At 63.2% G+C, this 15,258-nt stretch carries 19 protein-coding genes, 2 tRNA genes and 1 pseudogene; 9 read left to right on the top strand and 13 right to left on the bottom strand.

The window, feature by feature from the left end; genetic code table 11:
* Positions 1-326: 326 nt before the first annotated feature.
* From DM868_RS14935 to DM868_RS00015, 3 genes are all read right to left on the bottom strand, one after another.
* The gene (locus tag DM868_RS14935; protein ID WP_170964389.1) at positions 327-494 is read right to left on the bottom strand and encodes a hypothetical protein; all 168 of its coding nucleotides are present in this window, start codon (positions 492-494) and stop codon (positions 327-329) included.
* A gap of 146 nt (positions 495-640) precedes the next feature.
* Positions 641-1,546 carry a DUF5794 domain-containing protein gene (locus DM868_RS00010; RefSeq protein ID WP_137274783.1) on the bottom strand — a complete coding sequence of 302 codons (906 nt, stop codon included), beginning with the start codon at positions 1,544-1,546 and terminating at the stop codon, positions 641-643.
* A 3-nt stretch (positions 1,547-1,549) separates the two neighbouring features.
* Complete coding sequence (locus DM868_RS00015) at positions 1,550-1,738, bottom strand: hypothetical protein (protein WP_137274784.1); 189 nt, start codon at positions 1,736-1,738, stop codon at positions 1,550-1,552.
* A gap of 284 nt (positions 1,739-2,022) precedes the next feature.
* On the opposite strand from DM868_RS00015, the gene guaB reads away from it, so the two are divergent.
* Together guaB and DM868_RS00025 are read left to right on the top strand one after the other, a co-directional pair.
* Positions 2,023-3,501, top strand: coding sequence for an IMP dehydrogenase (guaB, locus tag DM868_RS00020; RefSeq protein ID WP_137274785.1), 1,479 nt, complete (start codon positions 2,023-2,025; stop codon positions 3,499-3,501).
* A 67-nt stretch (positions 3,502-3,568) separates the two neighbouring features.
* Entirely contained in the window at positions 3,569-3,793 is a 225-nt protein-coding gene (locus tag DM868_RS00025) for a DUF5795 family protein (RefSeq protein ID WP_137274786.1), read from the top strand.
* Between the two features lie 63 nt (positions 3,794-3,856).
* Here DM868_RS00025 and DM868_RS00030 read toward each other — a convergent pair whose 3' ends face one another.
* Positions 3,857-4,081: a universal stress protein gene (locus tag DM868_RS00030; protein ID WP_187349116.1), complete on the bottom strand. Its 225-nt coding sequence runs from the start codon at positions 4,079-4,081 to the stop codon at positions 3,857-3,859.
* Between the two features lie 193 nt (positions 4,082-4,274).
* Here DM868_RS00030 and DM868_RS14940 point away from each other — a divergent pair.
* Positions 4,275-4,454 (top strand) — tRNA-Trp (locus DM868_RS14940).
* Between the two features lie 296 nt (positions 4,455-4,750).
* Here DM868_RS14940 and DM868_RS00035 read toward each other — a convergent pair.
* Both DM868_RS00035 and DM868_RS00040 read right to left on the bottom strand, forming a co-directional pair.
* Positions 4,751-5,140 carry a type IV pilin gene (locus DM868_RS00035; protein WP_137274787.1) on the bottom strand — a complete coding sequence of 130 codons (390 nt, stop codon included), beginning with the start codon at positions 5,138-5,140 and terminating at the stop codon, positions 4,751-4,753.
* Positions 5,141-5,340: 200 nt separating this feature from the next.
* Positions 5,341-5,523, bottom strand: coding sequence for a hypothetical protein (locus DM868_RS00040; RefSeq protein WP_137274788.1), 183 nt, complete (start codon positions 5,521-5,523; stop codon positions 5,341-5,343).
* Between the two features lie 21 nt (positions 5,524-5,544).
* On the opposite strand from DM868_RS00040, the pseudogene DM868_RS15725 reads away from it, so the two are divergent.
* The 4 genes and pseudogenes from DM868_RS15725 to DM868_RS00050 form a co-directional block, all read left to right on the top strand.
* Positions 5,545-5,661: pseudogene (locus DM868_RS15725) on the top strand (helix-turn-helix domain-containing protein); the annotation flags it as partial.
* 74 nt (positions 5,662-5,735) lie between these two features.
* A complete protein-coding gene (locus DM868_RS15380) occupies positions 5,736-5,930 on the top strand; it encodes a hypothetical protein (RefSeq protein WP_246048987.1) in 195 nt (64 codons plus the stop codon).
* Positions 5,931-5,990: 60 nt separating this feature from the next.
* Positions 5,991-6,158 carry a hypothetical protein gene (locus DM868_RS14945; RefSeq protein ID WP_170964390.1) on the top strand — a complete coding sequence of 56 codons (168 nt, stop codon included), beginning with the start codon at positions 5,991-5,993 and terminating at the stop codon, positions 6,156-6,158.
* 4 nt (positions 6,159-6,162) lie between these two features.
* Entirely contained in the window at positions 6,163-6,483 is a 321-nt protein-coding gene (locus DM868_RS00050; protein ID WP_137274790.1) for an amphi-Trp domain-containing protein, read from the top strand.
* A 14-nt stretch (positions 6,484-6,497) separates the two neighbouring features.
* On the opposite strand, the gene dpsA is transcribed toward DM868_RS00050, so the two are convergent.
* The 4 genes from dpsA to DM868_RS14955 all read right to left on the bottom strand — a co-directional run bounded on the left by dpsA (position 6,498) and on the right by DM868_RS14955 (position 9,205).
* Positions 6,498-7,043, bottom strand: coding sequence for a DNA starvation/stationary phase protection protein DpsA (dpsA, locus tag DM868_RS00055; RefSeq protein ID WP_137274791.1), 546 nt, complete (start codon positions 7,041-7,043; stop codon positions 6,498-6,500).
* 124 nt (positions 7,044-7,167) lie between these two features.
* Positions 7,168-7,305, bottom strand: coding sequence for a hypothetical protein (locus DM868_RS14950; RefSeq protein ID WP_170964391.1), 138 nt, complete (start codon positions 7,303-7,305; stop codon positions 7,168-7,170).
* 29 nt (positions 7,306-7,334) lie between these two features.
* A complete protein-coding gene (locus DM868_RS00060; RefSeq protein WP_137274792.1) occupies positions 7,335-8,852 on the bottom strand; it encodes an aldehyde dehydrogenase family protein in 1,518 nt (505 codons plus the stop codon).
* Positions 8,853-9,074: 222 nt separating this feature from the next.
* A tRNA-Met gene (locus tag DM868_RS14955) sits at positions 9,075-9,205 on the bottom strand.
* Positions 9,206-9,323: 118 nt separating this feature from the next.
* Between DM868_RS14955 and DM868_RS00065 the strand changes: the two genes are divergently transcribed.
* Entirely contained in the window at positions 9,324-10,337 is a 1,014-nt protein-coding gene (locus tag DM868_RS00065) for a DUF7115 domain-containing protein (protein ID WP_137274793.1), read from the top strand.
* A 12-nt stretch (positions 10,338-10,349) separates the two neighbouring features.
* On the opposite strand, the gene DM868_RS00070 is transcribed toward DM868_RS00065, so the two are convergent.
* Entirely contained in the window at positions 10,350-10,709 is a 360-nt protein-coding gene (locus DM868_RS00070) for a DUF5830 family protein (protein WP_137274794.1), read from the bottom strand.
* Between the two features lie 86 nt (positions 10,710-10,795).
* Between DM868_RS00070 and DM868_RS00075 the strand changes: the two genes are divergently transcribed.
* Positions 10,796-11,449, top strand: a complete 654-nt coding sequence (locus tag DM868_RS00075; protein ID WP_137274795.1) for a TVP38/TMEM64 family protein — start codon at positions 10,796-10,798, stop codon at positions 11,447-11,449.
* Here the strand turns inward: DM868_RS00075 and DM868_RS15595 are convergent, their stop codons facing one another.
* Positions 11,450-11,575 carry an HVO_2523 family zinc finger protein gene (locus DM868_RS15595; RefSeq protein WP_281280666.1) on the bottom strand — a complete coding sequence of 42 codons (126 nt, stop codon included), beginning with the start codon at positions 11,573-11,575 and terminating at the stop codon, positions 11,450-11,452.
* Positions 11,576-11,658: 83 nt separating this feature from the next.
* A complete protein-coding gene (locus DM868_RS00080; RefSeq protein ID WP_137274796.1) occupies positions 11,659-14,796 on the bottom strand; it encodes an adenosylcobalamin-dependent ribonucleoside-diphosphate reductase in 3,138 nt (1,045 codons plus the stop codon).
* Positions 14,797-15,258: the final 462 nt, after the last annotated feature.

Below are 15,258 nucleotides of genomic sequence, written 5' to 3' on the forward strand. Positions count from 1 at the left end.
GTTCGGAGTGTAACCGTGGACGCCACGCCGACCTGAACGCGTCGGAGAATATCGCACAACGGGAGGGTGAACCATGCACGGCCTAACACTTTGGGTGAGGCGAACCGTGCTACCTCGCTGGTTGAATAGCCATCCGTCGCTGACGCCCGCTGTATGCGGGGAGGAAGGCCCCATTGACAGGGCTACACGCACTGAAACGCACATCGTTGGTCACAACTCGGTGGCAACCTTCGACGGGTCACGCGAAAGCGTACTTGAACCCCGAGGAAACGCGCAACCTGAATATCCACTTCGTGGAATCTTCGCCCTTCAGGGCGGGGAGGATGTCAATCGTCCTCGACGAACCAATCATCCGTCCGAGATCGCTCGAGCGCGTAGAGGAGCAAATACCCGACGAGTCCCAACGCGAACAGCGTCGCCGGAATGAGAAACGGGCCGAACGTTCCGAACAGCCATTCGGCGGCCGCGAGCAACGGGGCGGCCGGCTGGAACATACGACGCAGTAGGTGGGCGACGGCTTAAACTACAGGCTTCGCGTCGTCGCTCGTTCCGAGTGACGCCGATCATGTCGACTGTTGGACCGGCAGTTCCAGTCGGCGATGTGGACGGGCAGCTCCGCACGCCGTGACGATAGTTCGCCTCAGAGCCACGGAGCGCGGTCTCCGTCGGAGACGCCGGGGGAGCCGCGCTCGGACTCCTCGTTGGGTCCGACCTCCTCGTCGAGGAGTTCCTCGTCGTCGGCGTCGGGACCGCCGTCGGTCGCTGCCGCCGAGGCGTCGGGATCGGACACCGGGCCGCTGACGTCGATCGCGCCCTCGGGGTTGAACGCCAACAGGGCGGTCAACGCGAGGACGATGAGCGCCAGCGGCTCCTCGCCCGTGATCGGGCCGACCTCGAGGATGGTCAGCGGCAGGACGCCGAGCGCGACGGCGCTGCCGAAGCGGAAGCGGTCGATGTCGACGTTGCCGCGCAGCCACGGGCCCAAGAGGGCGACCGAGAGCGCGAAGCCGACGCCGATCATCGCGGCGCCCGTCCCGTAGAGGACGTACACCGGCTCGGAGATGAGCGCGATCTCGAAGCCGTTCGGCCGGAAGCTAGCGATCAGTCCGAGGCCGATGACCACGCCGGGGCTCGGCAGGTACTCGCCGACAGTTGCGCTCGCGGTCTTGGCGGCGATCGCGAGGATGACCAGGGCAGCGAAGCGCTCGAAGATCTCCATCGCCAGCATCGACTCGATAGTCGGCGCGATGGCGGCCTGCACCGCCGCGAGCGGGACGACGATCGCCCCGACCAACAGGACGTTGCGGGCGCGGTCGCGGCGGCTGCCCTCCATCTCGGCGAGGACGACGGCGAGCGTGGCGCTCCCGCCGAAGATCAACAGCCCGATCTCGATCATGCCGAGAATCGACGAGATCGCACCCGCGAGGACGAGCGCCGCGAAGATGCCGTCCAAGAGCGGCAGCGCCATGACGGTGGCGAGGAGCCGAGTGCCCTCGCCGACGCGTCGCTCTAAGCGGAGTGCGACCGGGTGTCTGGACGTGCTCATCCGTCAGGCCAGCGGTCCCTCACCGTAGGAGCGGTGGTGACGATGGCGATACCCCCCCGGGCGGCATCCGGATTCGAACGATTTGAGGGTATTCTCCGCGTTTTTCGTCCGCATCGCAACTGTAAATGTAATGCCGGTGTCGAGGGCGTGCTCGCCGGCGATGCGCTGTGCGATGGGACTTGCGGAGTCCATATCTATTGGTCTGTCCGAGACTATAATAAATGTTGTGTGGTCATCGTCCGCATACGGCTGACGATCGGTGGCTCATTTCGCAAGGATGTTGACGATCGGGGCGTAAAATCTCGCGGCTAGCTACGAATGCGCAGAAGCGTCGAGTAATGTATGTCTCTGGACGTTGCCGTCGAGATCCGACCGGCGAGACGGGGACGGCCGCGCTGAGCCCGCGAGCCGTGCCGGCGACCATCACGGAGTCGTGCTCTCGCAACGCTTTTGGGCCGGGGATTCCGACGGTTTACATGGCGAGCGACGAACCCTTCTCCGAAAAACTCCGCGTATCCGAGGCGCTGACGTTCGACGATGTATTGCTCAGACCGAAAGAGAGCCGCGTCGAACCGGACGACGCCGACATGGCAACCCGCGTGTCGACGAACGTCTCGCTGAACCTCCCGGTCCTATCGGCGGCGATGGACACCGTCACCGAGGCCGTTCTCGCGATCGAGATGGCCCGCGAGGGCGGCCTCGGCGTCCTCCACCGGAACATGACCGTCGAGGAGACCGCGGCACACGTCGAGCGAATCAAGCGCGCCGACGAGCTCATCATCCGCGATGTCGTCACGGCATCCCCCGAGCAGACGGTTCGTGAGGTCGACGCGATGATGGAGCGCGAGGGCGTCTCCGGGGCGCCCGTCGTCGACGAGGACGACGTCGTCCTCGGGATCATCTCCGGCACGGACATCCGGCCGTACCTCGAGGTCGGCGAGTACGATGCCGTCCGCGAGGCGATGACCGACGAGGTCGTCACCGCGAGCGAGGATGTGACGCCGCGCGAGGCGCTCGAGCTGATGTACGAACATAAGATCGAGCGCGTTCCGATCGTCGACGAGGGGAACCGATTGACGGGGCTCGTCACGATGGCCGGCGTCCTCGCGCGCAGAGAGCACGACAACGCCGCCCGCGACGAGGACGGAGCGTTGGTGGCCGGCGTCGCCGTGGGGCCGTTCGAACGCGACCGCGCCAGAGCGGCGGACGACGCCGGCGCAGACGTGGTGTTCATCGACTGTGCGCACGCGCACAATCTCAACGTTATCGACTCCGCCCGCGACATCAAAGCCGAGATCGACGCCGACGTGGTCGTCGGCAACGTCGGCACGCGCGAAGCCGCCGAGGCGATCGTCGACTTCGCCGACGGGATCAAGGTCGGCATCGGCCCCGGCTCGATCTGTACGACGCGGATCGTCTCCGGCTCCGGCATGCCCCAGATCACGGCCGTCTCGGAGGTCGCGGATGTCGCCGCTCGACACGACGTGCCGGTCATCGCTGACGGTGGTATTCGGTACTCCGGCGACGCGATCAAGGCGATCGCCGCGGGCGCGGACGCGGTCATGCTCGGCTCGTACTTCGCCGGCACCGACGAGGCTCCCGGCCGCGTCATCACGATGAACGGCAAGCGATACAAGCAGTACCGCGGGATGGGATCCGTCGGCGCGATGAACGACGGCGGCGGCGATCGCTACCTAAAAGAGGAGAGCGAAGACGAGGAGTTCGTCCCCGAGGGCGTCGAGGCCGCGACCCCGTACAAGGGGCCGCTCGCCTCCGAACTCCACCAACTCGTCGGCGGCATGCAGTCGGGGATGGGCTACGTCGGCGCGGCGACGATCCCGGAGTTCAAAGCGCGAAGCGAGTTCGTCCGCGTCTCCTCGGCGGGACAGACCGAAAGCCACGCCCACGACGTCGTGATCACCGACGAAGCGCCGAACTACAGCCCCGACAGCTGAGGTGGACCGTCCGCACGTCCCGGCCGCAACGGTCAGGCTTAGGACCCTCCGGCGCGGGTGTACGGCCATGGCCGACAATCGCGTCGTCGAGGGACGTATGGTGACTCCGGAAAAGCTCGCCGAACTGATCGAGGGCGAGCGAGTGATGGACGCCGAGGCGATCGAGGACGCCGACCGAGAGTGCCCCGAGTGCGGCGGCAACGTGCTCTCGGTGGGCTACATGCCGAGCGTCACGGAGTTCGTCACGGGATACAAGTGCCAGGACTGCGAGTGGCGCGACACCGATCGGTAGTCCGACTGAAAAGAACATCCGAACCGCGCCGCGAGGGCAGCACGGAGTCCGTGGGCGACGACTTCACCCCGGGTCACGGACTAACACCGGCAGATCCGTGTCCGGCATGACCTGCTGGCTGACGCTTCCGAACAGGGATTCCCGCGTCGGTGACCGTTTTCGACCGGCCACGACGAGCAGATCGGCACCGTACTCGTCCGTGAGTCGGAGGACGCCCTCGACCGGATCCTCGTGGCTGAACTCCTCAAAAATCACGTCAAATCCGGCATCTTCCAGCACCGAGCGCACCTGCTTGACGCCCGATCTCGGTGCTGATCGCCCCCGGCTACGATCGTGTACATGCCGCCTCGAACTTCGTTGATTAATAACATATATCTGCCGCGGGGCTTTCTCACCACGCCGTTCTCGGCGAGCGGTCGCGACGGCCTTCGGTACCGCGAATCGAAACCCCTTTACCCAAACCGGAGGTACGATGCATCGAGGGGACGTGGCCAAGCCAGGGATGGCGACTGACTCCAGAGGCCACGCGCCCGGTGACGAGACTCCAGACTGATATACCGAGCGGACGACTGATCATCGCTCCGCGTTGACGACCCTCTGGAGATCCGAGGCGCATACCGGAGATATCAGTAGACCGGGGGTTCAAATCCCTCCGTCCCCACTTCTCGGTCTTCGACCTCGAAAACCACCATACTGCGGAGCCGTGTGCAATTCCCCTTATAAGGGTACTACCGGGATCTCAGAACGGATCTGAACCCCTGATCGACTACGGCCCGCCGCCCTCTTGCGGTCAACCAGAGTCAATCGCTAACGGTATGGATCCATCGACGGCGCAAAATGGGCAAGAAGGAGGGCGGCTACTCTCCGAAGGGTTCCTTTGCGTTATATACCCGAGCAAGTTGTTGGCCAATTTGCTTCATAAAAAATGAACTCGCATTACCGTTTAGACGGCTGTTCCTATGATTCAGCTAATGTAAATGTTCGTACGACAGTTTCTTTTCCGTCTTCGGCAACCGCGACAACTGAATAATCACCAGCTCCATCAGCACTGCTATTAAGACTCACTGAGCCACCGACATTTTCGATAGTCCCCACATGTGTTCCATTAGTAATATTTAGTTTCTCGGACGTTCCCTCACTTGTGTACGTCACGGTCACATTTGACGTTTCATCGCCTTCAATAGATGCTCCTGCTTGGACTTCGGAATCAACGCTATCGCCGAGATTGAGCACGAAGGTCCCGATCACGGCTGCAAGAATCACGGTGATAGCGACCATGAGTATGACTCCTATGACAGGAGAAACTGCTCGATCGTCGTTTGTATCGAATAGCTTTTTAAGATTCATTTTTTCACCCGCAGCCAGAGGCCAGGTAGTGTTATTACATACTGGCTAGTTCTAACTGCGCTGCTCAAAGATTATCCCATACATATATATTTAGCCGGAGTAACTCACGATTTGATTCGGACGCTGAGCCTGGTCTGCGATAACGAATCGTGAGGTTAGGATTCGGGACCGTGTGACCGCAACGGGTCCAGCAGCTCCGATCACTCCAGGTCATCAACGAACAGGTCAGCTTTCAGATTCCACGACCACGGGGCCGCGTCGTCTGGATCGTAGCCCATGCCAGTCGGTTCGAGATCTTCGATATCACCGCCGAACAGCCGATCGGCCGGTGGGTCAGGCGCTGAGCGCCGAAACTGCGACGACCGATCGAGAATGAGGGGCACGACGCTCGAACCACTCCGGCGATGAATCGAGACCCTCGCCGACGAGGGAGTCGGATCGCGGATGCGGTCGGGAAGCCACCATCGGCGACCACGGAGATGGTACAGCGCCTCGAATCCCGCGGACTGCTCACCTACGAGCCGTACGCGGGGCGGCGCTCACCGAGGAGGGACGTGAGACGGCCGCGAAGCTGGCTAACACGTACGCGACGTTCGTGCGGCTCTTTCGAGACGTGCTGGAGCTCGAAGCTCCCCACCGCGAGACGTTGGCGGTTACGGGGCACGTCAGCCCGGAGATCGCCGACAGGCTCGCCGTATCGCTGCTCGATCCGTCCGCGGGAACTGATGCCGTTCTGAAAGCGGCTCCGTTCTCCATCCACGCCGATCCGAACATCGACCGCAATGTGTGATGCTGACGCAGTTGTGCCGAACCGCATCCTTTTTGTTTTAGGCACGCCTAAATGGCAGTAATGGCCGCCAGCACTCGACGCCGATCGGAGCGGACGACCGGCTCGACGTCCGATCGCTGTCCCGACATCACCCGCTGTGAGAGCTGTCCCGAGAAGTCGGTGTTCATCGAGTCCGGAAACACCGACGGATGGATCGCAAGCGACCTCACCGTCGACGTACGCCGATAACCCCATGTCCGATACGCCCGACACGACGGAGGAGCCAGAGTCACCCGAAGTCGATACCGATCGCACGGTGATTCGCGAGGGTCGAAACTTCGAAACGGAGTACCGACTGGACGCGCGCGAAGCCGGTGAGTTCCTCATCCGACTGGGCGAACAGCTCCGCGACGGCGACGAACTCCGACTCGTCACCGACGAGTGGGAACTGCCCTTCGCGTTCGGCGAGCCGATCGAACTCGAGATAGACTTCGAGGGCGTCGACGAACCGGAACTTGAAATAGAACTCGAACTGCCGGGACGGACCGACGAGACGGCACCCGACGTCAGGTAGATTCGAACGTCACCTCAGCTTGTCGCGGATTCGAGGACGAGCGTGTCGTCCTCGAGGTAGTGTTCGATGTGGTGGGCGTGTTCTTCGATCGTTTCGAGCTGTTCGCGGAGCATCTCGCCCGTCGAGTAATCGCCGAGTCCGTCGGCGAGTTCGATGTGTTGACGGTAGCTCTCGATCATATCGCCCATCATCTCGAGGTCGTTCTCGAGGGAGGTGCGGACGTCGTAGACGTCCTCGTCCTCGGCTTCGACCGTCGCGTTTTCGGCGAGCGTCGTCATGCTGGCGTGCGGAACCCCGCCCAGCGCTTGGAGCCGTTCCGCGAGTTCGTCGGCCGCGTCCTCGACGTCCTCGTACACCTCCTGGAGGAACCGGTGGATCTCGAGGAACTCCGCGCCCTCGACGTTCCAGTGGTGTTTGTGTAGCTGGTGGTACAAGACGTAAGCGTCGGCGAGGTCTGTGTTCAGCGCGTCGACGATCTGTTCGGCCTTCTCGGTGTCGAGTCGCAGCGCGTTCTCTTCGACGGTGCCCGCTTTCTGTTGGGTCTCTTTTTGGGTGCTCATTGCAGTCGGTCATAGGAGCGCCACGCACTTATAACTTATCAATAATTCAATAATTTTCGTGTCGCCTAGAAATCCGATTCGTAATAAATCCTTGCCACTATCTCCGATAGAATTTATAAATATGTCATTTAATCATCATTGATTGATCCGAGGAGAGCGCGACCGCAGCGCCCGCGAATCGAGATGGGCTATCGTCGTCTGCCGGCACGTATGCGGCCCGTTCTTCGGCGGCGGCGCTCGGTTCCTCGTGGAGGGAGTGCATGGATCCCTTCGGCAATCCAGAGGAATTCTCTATCGAAGCGAGAGATTGATAGTCTTCGTCTGCTGATAATGGTCGAGCGTCTCCGCGCCGAGTTCGCGACCGATCCCGGACTGTTTGTATCCGCCGAACGGGAGCCCCGGGATGAGATCGTGGTAGCTGTTGATCCAGATGTATCCGGCCTCGATATCGCGAGCCGTCCGATTCGCCTTGGTGATGTCGTCCGTGATGACGCCGCCGGCCAGTCCGTACTCGACGTCGTTCGCCAGCCGGATCATCTCGTCGTACTCCTCCCACCGGAACACCGTGAGGACGGGGCCGAAGATCTCCTCTTGGGCGGCCGTCGAGCCGTGATCGAGCGCGTCGATGAGCGTGGGTTCGACGTAGCACCCCTCCGAAAGCGCCCCGTCGTCTGGCTGCCCGCCGCCCGTGAGGAACTCGCCGCCCTCCTCTCGGGCTCGCGTCAGATAGTCGAGCGTCCGGCCGACCTGTTCGCGTGACACCTTCGGACCGAGGTCGGTCTCCTCGCGCAACGGGTCTCCGATCGTCATGTCGTCGACCGATTCGACGAGTCCATCGAGCACGCCGTCGGCGATCCTTTCGTGTACGAAGAGCCGGGAGCCGGCCTCGCAGCACTCGCCCGTGTTATAGAAGATCGCCGTCGAGACGAGCGACACCGCCCTGTCGACGTCCACGTCCGGGAACACGACGACCGGGCTCTTGCCGCCGAGCTCCAACGTCACGTCCGTCACGGTGTCTGCGGCGCGCTTCATCACCTGCTTGCCGACCGCCGTGGAGCCGGTAAAGGCGAGCTTCCGGACGTCCGGGTGTCCACTCACCGCCGCCCCCGCCTCCTCGCCATAACCGGGGACGACGTTGACGACGCCGTCGGGAACGATGTCGTCGATCAGTTCGGCAAGCCGAAGCGCCGACAGGGGCGTCTGTTCGGCCGGTTTGAGGACCGAACAGTTCCCCGCCGCCAGCGCGGGCGCGAGCTTCCAAGCGGCCATCATGAGCGGGAAGTTCCACGGGATGATCTGCCCGACGACGCCGTAGGGCTCCTTGACCACCTGACCGTACCGCGAGCCGCCGTTCATCGTCTCGCCCGGATTCTCCCGGACGATCCCCGCGAAGTACCGGAACTGCTCGGCCGCGCCTCGGACGTCGATCGTAGCCTCGGAGACGGGCTTGCCGTTGTCGAGCGTCTCCAACTGGGCGAGTTCCTCGGTGCGGGCCTCGATCGCGTCCGCGATGTCGGTCAGCACTCGCTGTCGGCGGCCGGCCGAGTACCCGGCCCACGTCGACTCGAACGCCTCCCACGCGGCCTCGACCGCCCCGTCGACGTCCTCGTCTCGCCCGCGAGCGACCGCTGTGAGCACTTCGCCGGTCGTCGGATCGATAGTCTCGAAGGTCTCGTCGGCCGCCGCCGGTACGAACTCGCCGCCGATGTAGATGCCGGTGTTCGACGGGCATACTTCGGCGGCGGTTTCGCGATGACGCTCTCGGACCGTGTTTTGCGTTTCGGTCTCCGCATCGGATTCACTGGACATGTCGTTAAATCGTGCGTCGACCCCAGCAGAAAACATTTCGGAACGCGCGCCGACGACGTAACTGTATGTAGTTTCTTCTATTGGAAGCTTCCAACCAATATAACTCGAAGTGGTTTCAACGAACTCGTGTCCATGTCGTACCCGCCGCCGGTCATCGTTCACCACGGCGCGCAATATCGCTCCGGCGCACCGGCTACGCGCCGATGCGTCCCGATAAAAGCATGCCCGGGGAGGGCTCCGAACCCTCGATCTCCGCATGTCCCAGGAACGAGGCGCAGGCAGCGCCTCAGGACATCGCGGTACCGCCTCGTACCCTATGAGTGCGGCGCTATGTCCAGCTAAGCCACCCGGGCTCATCTTCGGATTGCTCGCTCTCGCCCTTCAAGCTTCCTATCTCCGTCTGCCGATTAGGGGTGTCATCCGCCCGCACGATCACCCCATTTTATGCTTCGGTGCGAGGACAGCACAAGTATGCACGACTTCCCGGATCTGCTGTCGGATAGCGTCGACGACGCGGCGGTCACTGACGTTATCGAGGTCGGCGGGGGCGATACGATCGCGGTGACCGACCACGCGACCCATCTCTATCGCTCCGAGGGCCTTCTGAAGGACGAATCCATCGAGACGTTCGATCACGCTGTCGAGCGCATCACCGTCCGGACGAAACGCCGAAAGAGCTCGATCCACCTCGAAACGATCGACAGCGAGGCGAGTTTCACCGTCCCGTCGGAGATCACGGATTCCGTCGTCGAGTCGATGATGCGGGGCATTCTGCTGACGAACGGCGTCGTCTCCGACGACGAGGACATCGCGGCGATCTTCCGATTCAGCGAGCTGACCCTCATTGTCACCGATCAGCGTCTCTTCGAGCACGTCGGTAGCGCGGTCTGGGACGGCGATTTCGAGACCGTCGAGTACGCCGATCTGTCCGCCCTCGATTTCGAGCGCGGCAGCGTGGCCACACAGGTCGTCCTCGAGACGCGAGAGCGACGGCGGCGCGTCAAGGTCCCCAACGAACACGCGGGGACCGTCCGCCGCGTGATCCAAGACGCGGTGTTCGGCTTTCACGACGTCGGATCGATCGAGGAACTCCGCACCGAACTCGCGGATCCGGACGTCGAAGATCCCTCGGGCGAATCGTCGCCTTCGATGGAGACCGATCGCGACGTGGACGCCGTCGCTACCGGGTCGGACCCGGTTGACGACGATTTCGTCTCCGCGGGATGGTCGCCCGCCTCCGACGCCGGGCCGGTTGCCTCCAGCGACCGTGACGACGATCGCGACGGCGCACTCCGGTCGACGGTCGCGTCGTCCTCGGGGGAGACGCCGTCCGCGCCAACTGCGAACGAGCCGAGTGCGGAACTCGACGCGCTGGTCGATCGCGTCGACGAACTTTCCGAACGCGTCGACCGACAGACCCGACTCATCGAATCCCAGCGCGAACTGATCGAACAGCTCGTCGACGAACTCCGACGCGGCCGATAACCCAACTCGCTGTCATTCCCTCCCAGTCACCTTCCGAATACACGAAGATCCGAACGGCCCGTGCTCGCCCGCCTCGAGTTTCATAAAGTAGCCAGTCGAGATCGACGCCCCACACCGGCGACATTCGAACTCTCCCCCGCGGGTGACGACCTCGCTTTCGAAGCTGAGAAACTGACCCGAGACCGGTTTCACCGTCTCCCCGTCGCGGCTGATGTGGCCGCGTCGTTCCGCCTCTTCGAGGATTGCCCGCGTCGTCTCCGGGTGGGTGCTCACGGTTTCGATGCGGTCGATCAGCTCCGGTAGCGAGAGCTCCGCGTGCTCGAGTCGAGCGAGCAGTTGCACGCCGAGTTCGACCGGGTCGTCCGTCGACACACGTCGGCTATGCGGCGGTACATCATAGGCCTACGGGTCCTCTCGGGACCACAAGAGGTTTGCCCCCCGAGGCGGATCGTCCGAGCGTGCATCGCGCGACCGTCCGACAGCTGTTCGGGATCGTCCTCCTCGCTGCGATCGCCGCGATCGCGGCGATATCGACGTCGCCGGAGGCGATCCTCGGCAAGATGGACCTCCTCGCGGACCGACCGGCGTTGCTCGCGTTCGCGCTCGCCGCGCTCTACATCACGAGACCCGTGCTCGCGTGGCCGATCAGCGCCCTCTCTGTCCTTCTCGGCTACCTGTTCGGTCCTCCCGCCATCCCGGTGGCTCTCGCCGGCGCCGTCGTGACGACGTTTCCGCCGTACCTCCTCGCGCGGTACCTCGGTCACGACGCCGGGCTTCTCGCTCGTATCGGCGACGCCGGGAGGACTGTTCGCCGAACGACCGGTGATCTCCGCGGGGTCGTCGCCGTCCGGTTGGCCCCGCTGCCGACCGATCCGGTTTCGTACGCCGCCGGGCTCGCCGGCGTCCCGATCCGCCCGTACGTCCTCGGGACCGCGGTCGGCGAAGCGCCGTGGGTCGGAACCGCCGTCCTGCTCGGCGCTTCTATGGGCCAGTTGGTGACCACCGGACCGTCGGCGAGCCCGCTCCTGATCGGGACGACAGTCGCGCTCGCGCTCCTCTCGGCGCTCTCGCGTCCGGCCTACGAGCGGCTGTCGGACGATGCGGCGATCTAACTAGAACACGAACGGATCGCTACAATCGATTACGACCCCGTGCTGCGGACAGACGTACTTGCAGTGTCGCTTGTACATCTGTGTGTCGCACATCGGACACGGGCGGCCGTGAGACGCCTCGTCCATACTACGTTGGGGACTGAGGCGGACAAAAATCCTCCGGGGCGTCGACGGGCTCCGGAGCTCTGTCACGGCGAATCGCTACCGATTTAACACTCGGACCAGCCGCAGCTCTCGCAGGTCTTGCAGCCCTCCGAGTAGTACAGCGTCATGTTCCCGCAGTCGGGACACTCCGGCGATTCGCCGGCATCGATGAGCGACTGGGTGGTGTCGGTGTCGTCGTTGGGTGACGGTGCCGGCTCGCCCGCCGACACCGCGCCGCCGTCGGTTTCCGGCGGCGTCATCTCGGTCTCGACGTTGGATTCGACGTCGGCATCGTCGGCGATCTCGGTGAGATTCTGCTGTTGTGGATACGCCTTGTCGACCTCGCCGTCGAGGTAGCGGCGCATCGCCGTCCCGATCGCGTCCGGGATCGAGTTGATCTGCTCGCCCTTGTCCCACGCGACCTTCGGCGAGCGGATGCCCTGCAGCTCGTCGGCGATCTCTTGGGGATCGACGCCGGACCGAAGCGCCGTCGAGATCGTCTTCGCGAGCGCCTCGGTGAACGAGGCGGTGAATCCGCCGGAGTTGCCGATGTTGGCGAACAGCTCGAACGGCCGGCCGTTCTCGGGGTTCTCGTTGATGTTGACGTAGAGCTTTCCGTAGCCGGTGTCGATCCGCTGGGTGACGCCGTGGAGCACGTCGGGGCGCGCCTGCTTCTTGCCGAGTCTCGGCGAGACGTCGAGGAGCTCTCGAACGTCCGTCTCGAGGACTGCCGCGACCTCATCGCTGTCGAGGAATCCTTCGATCCCGCCGAAGATCTCTTGGATGTTCTCGACGATGGCTTCGGCCGCCTCCGCCTCGCCCATGTCGGAGAATTCGGCGTTCTGCGCGCGCGTCGTGAGCACCTGCTTCGAGCGCGTGCCGTCGCGGTAGTAGGTGACGCCCTTGCCGCCGTGGTCGTAAATGTACTCGAAGACCTCCTTGGCGTCCTCCAACGTCGAGTCGTTCGGCGCGTTGACGGTCTTCGAGATGGCCGAGTCGACGCCCTCCTGGCAAGCGACCTGGACGCCCGCGTGATCTTTCGCGACGAGATCGCCGGTCGTTACGAACAGTTCGCCGATCGCGTCGGGAACCGTCGAGAGGCCGTCGATGCCGTCGAACCGGTTGGTCGCCATTTGCTCTTGGGCTTCCTCTTTCACCGCCTCGACGTCGAGGCCGTTCTCCTCCAGTACGCGGAGGAAGTAATCGTCGAACTCGACGAGCATCTCGTCGCCCTGCACGTCGTCGGAGACGTTCTTGTAGTAGGCGACGTTGTAGATCGGCTCACAGCCGCCGGTCGTGTTGCCGACCATCGACGTCGTGCCCGTTGGGGCGATCGTCGTCGTGTTGTGGTTCCGCATCTCGAAGCCGTCGGCCCACTCGTCGGCGTCGAGCCCGGTCTGCTTTTCGAACCACTCGCGGTACTCGGTCGGATCCGCGTACTTGCTCTTCTCGAACTCCTCGAAGGCACCGCGCTCCTCGGCGAGCTCGTGGGAGGCCCACTTCGACTCGTGGTTGATGTGGCGCATCACCTGTCGGGCGACCTCGTTACCCTCGTCGCTGCCGTATCTGATTCCGAGCTGGATGTACAACTGGGCCAGTCCCATCACGCCGAGGCCGATCTTCCGCATCGCGCGCACTTTCTGTTCGATCTTCTCGACCGGGAAGTCCGACATCGTGACGACGTTCTCGAGGAACCGGGTCCCAAGTTCGATACGTTCGTCGAACTCCTCGAAGTCGATCGCTTCCTCGAGGAAGGCGTCGACAGCGTCCTCCATCCCGTCGTACTCGTCGCCGTGTTCGCCGTACCAGACCCGCCAGTCGGGGGCGTCTAGGTCGACGATCGTCGAGAGGTTGATGTGGCCGAGGTTACACGCCTCGTACTCCTCGAGCGGCTGCTCGCCGCACGGGTTCGTCGCCAAGATTCGGTGGTCAGGGTGTTTCTCGACGTCGAAGGAGTGTTCTTTGTTGATCCGCTCGAGATAGACGACGCCCGGTTCGCCGTTCTCGTGGGCGCCCTCGAGGATGTGCTCCCAGAGCTTTTCGGCGGGTACGGCGAGCACCTCGCCGACCTCGACGTGCTCTCCGAGTCCGAACATGTCGTAGAGCTCCTTCGTCTCGGGCGTGGCGACGTGCGGCTCTTCGGTTCGGGGGTTGGTGAAGACGAACTCCTCGCCCGCTTTGAGCGCTTCCATGAAGCCGTCGGTGACGCCGACGGAGATGTTGAAGTTCGAGAGATGCCCCTCGACGGCGTTTCTGAGGTGCTCGGGGACCTTCCCGTCCTCGTCGATGAGCTCTCGAGCTTCGTCCAGCGCGTCGGCGAAGGAGGTGTGGGTGAAGTCGTCGGGATCGTTCAGCCGGAGCGTCTCGGCCAGCGACACGTCCTTGTTCTTCGCGTGGATGAACTGGATGACGTCGGGGTGAGACACCCGCATGACGCCCATCTGTGCGCCGCGCCGCGCGCCGCCCTGGGCGATCGTCTCGCACATCTGATCGTACGTCCGCATGAACGTGATCGGCCCGGAGGCGATCCCGCCCGTCGAGCCGACCGCGTCGCCGTAGGGGCGAAGTCGCCAGAACGCGTAGCCCATGCCGCCACCCGACTGGAACACCTGTGCGGCCTCCTTTGCCGTCTGGTGGATGTCGTCGATGTCGTCGTCCGGCGAGTCGACGAAGCAGGCCGAGAGCTGCTGGAGTTCGTCGCCGGCGTTCATCAGTGTCGGGGAGTTCGGGATGAACGAGAGCAGTTCCATCTGCTCTCGGAAGGCGTCCGCGGTCGCCTCGACGTGTGCCCGAACGTCCTTGGGAAGCTCCGGAACGACCGTCTCGTAGGCGAACTTGTTGACGTTGTACACCGACAGCGCCGTCTCGGCGTCGGCATCGGCGGTGACGCCCGCGCCGAAGACCTCGGCGGCGAGTTCGCCGCGTCGGGGGTGCCCCGGCTTGAGCTGTTCGGGCGTGACGGTGACCTCGACGCCCTGCTTTTCAGCCTCGAAGACCGCTTCGGCCAACGCGACGTTCCGCGCGACGCGGACGAAGAGGTCCTCTTGGGTTTCGGTGAGCTCACCGTCGGCGTCCTTCCGGAGATACCGCGCCGGGAGAATGTTGTGATACGCGTTCCCCGTGAGCCGGTCTTCCAGCGTATCTCCGGTCGTTCGTTTGATCGGAAGCGTAATTTCGTCCGCGGAGAGATCACTCCCGCTCATTACTCGACTCTCCGGCTTGATACGATCATTCTATCCCCTCTCTGTCTCCCAACGACGTGTGCTGTGCGAATCATCTTGACGGAATCTGCGTACTGCTGCGTACCAAATAACCCTTGGCATCGGGGAATGTATCGGCGAATCGATGCTTTGCTGAGGGCACACGGTGCTGTGCTTTGTCTCTGCTGTGTGTGTGCCCCACGCGTACGAACGATACGAACAAACGGAGTATATATAAGGATTTGCGGTCCGGAGTGAAAGTGAAATTAAGATCCGTCTAACCGAATGACAGAAGCAGTATTTCCATTGGAAATATTCGGGGGTTCACCGCGGCACGATTCGGCACCGTATCGAGGCGGATGTCGCGACTCGACTGTCGAGGTGGCGTTCACTCGGCCGTCCGGTCGCAAAACGTCGCTGACGCTATCCGGCTGCCATGCTACTAGATGATTGACAGATCCATAA

This window comes from Natronomonas salsuginis (assembly GCF_005239135.1).
Taxonomy (GTDB): domain Archaea; phylum Halobacteriota; class Halobacteria; order Halobacteriales; family Haloarculaceae; genus Natronomonas; species Natronomonas salsuginis.

Coding starts and splice junctions, on each gene's coding strand:
- DM868_RS14935 (WP_170964389.1), bottom strand. CDS start 494: ATGTTCCAGCCGGCCGCCCCGTTGCTCGCGGCCGCCGAATGGCTGTTC.
- DM868_RS00010 (WP_137274783.1), bottom strand. CDS start 1,546: ATGAGCACGTCCAGACACCCGGTCGCACTCCGCTTAGAGCGACGCGTC.
- DM868_RS00015 (WP_137274784.1), bottom strand. CDS start 1,738: ATGGACTCCGCAAGTCCCATCGCACAGCGCATCGCCGGCGAGCACGCC.
- guaB (WP_137274785.1), top strand. CDS start 2,023: ATGGCGAGCGACGAACCCTTCTCCGAAAAACTCCGCGTATCCGAGGCG.
- DM868_RS00025 (WP_137274786.1), top strand. CDS start 3,569: ATGGCCGACAATCGCGTCGTCGAGGGACGTATGGTGACTCCGGAAAAG.
- DM868_RS00035 (WP_137274787.1), bottom strand. CDS start 5,140: ATGAATCTTAAAAAGCTATTCGATACAAACGACGATCGAGCAGTTTCT.
- DM868_RS14945 (WP_170964390.1), top strand. CDS start 5,991: ATGGCCGCCAGCACTCGACGCCGATCGGAGCGGACGACCGGCTCGACG.
- DM868_RS00050 (WP_137274790.1), top strand. CDS start 6,163: ATGTCCGATACGCCCGACACGACGGAGGAGCCAGAGTCACCCGAAGTC.
- dpsA (WP_137274791.1), bottom strand. CDS start 7,043: ATGAGCACCCAAAAAGAGACCCAACAGAAAGCGGGCACCGTCGAAGAG.
- DM868_RS14950 (WP_170964391.1), bottom strand. CDS start 7,305: ATGCACTCCCTCCACGAGGAACCGAGCGCCGCCGCCGAAGAACGGGCC.
- DM868_RS00060 (WP_137274792.1), bottom strand. CDS start 8,852: ATGTCCAGTGAATCCGATGCGGAGACCGAAACGCAAAACACGGTCCGA.
- DM868_RS00065 (WP_137274793.1), top strand. CDS start 9,324: ATGCACGACTTCCCGGATCTGCTGTCGGATAGCGTCGACGACGCGGCG.
- DM868_RS15595 (WP_281280666.1), bottom strand. CDS start 11,575: ATGGACGAGGCGTCTCACGGCCGCCCGTGTCCGATGTGCGACACACAG.
- DM868_RS00080 (WP_137274796.1), bottom strand. CDS start 14,796: ATGAGCGGGAGTGATCTCTCCGCGGACGAAATTACGCTTCCGATCAAA.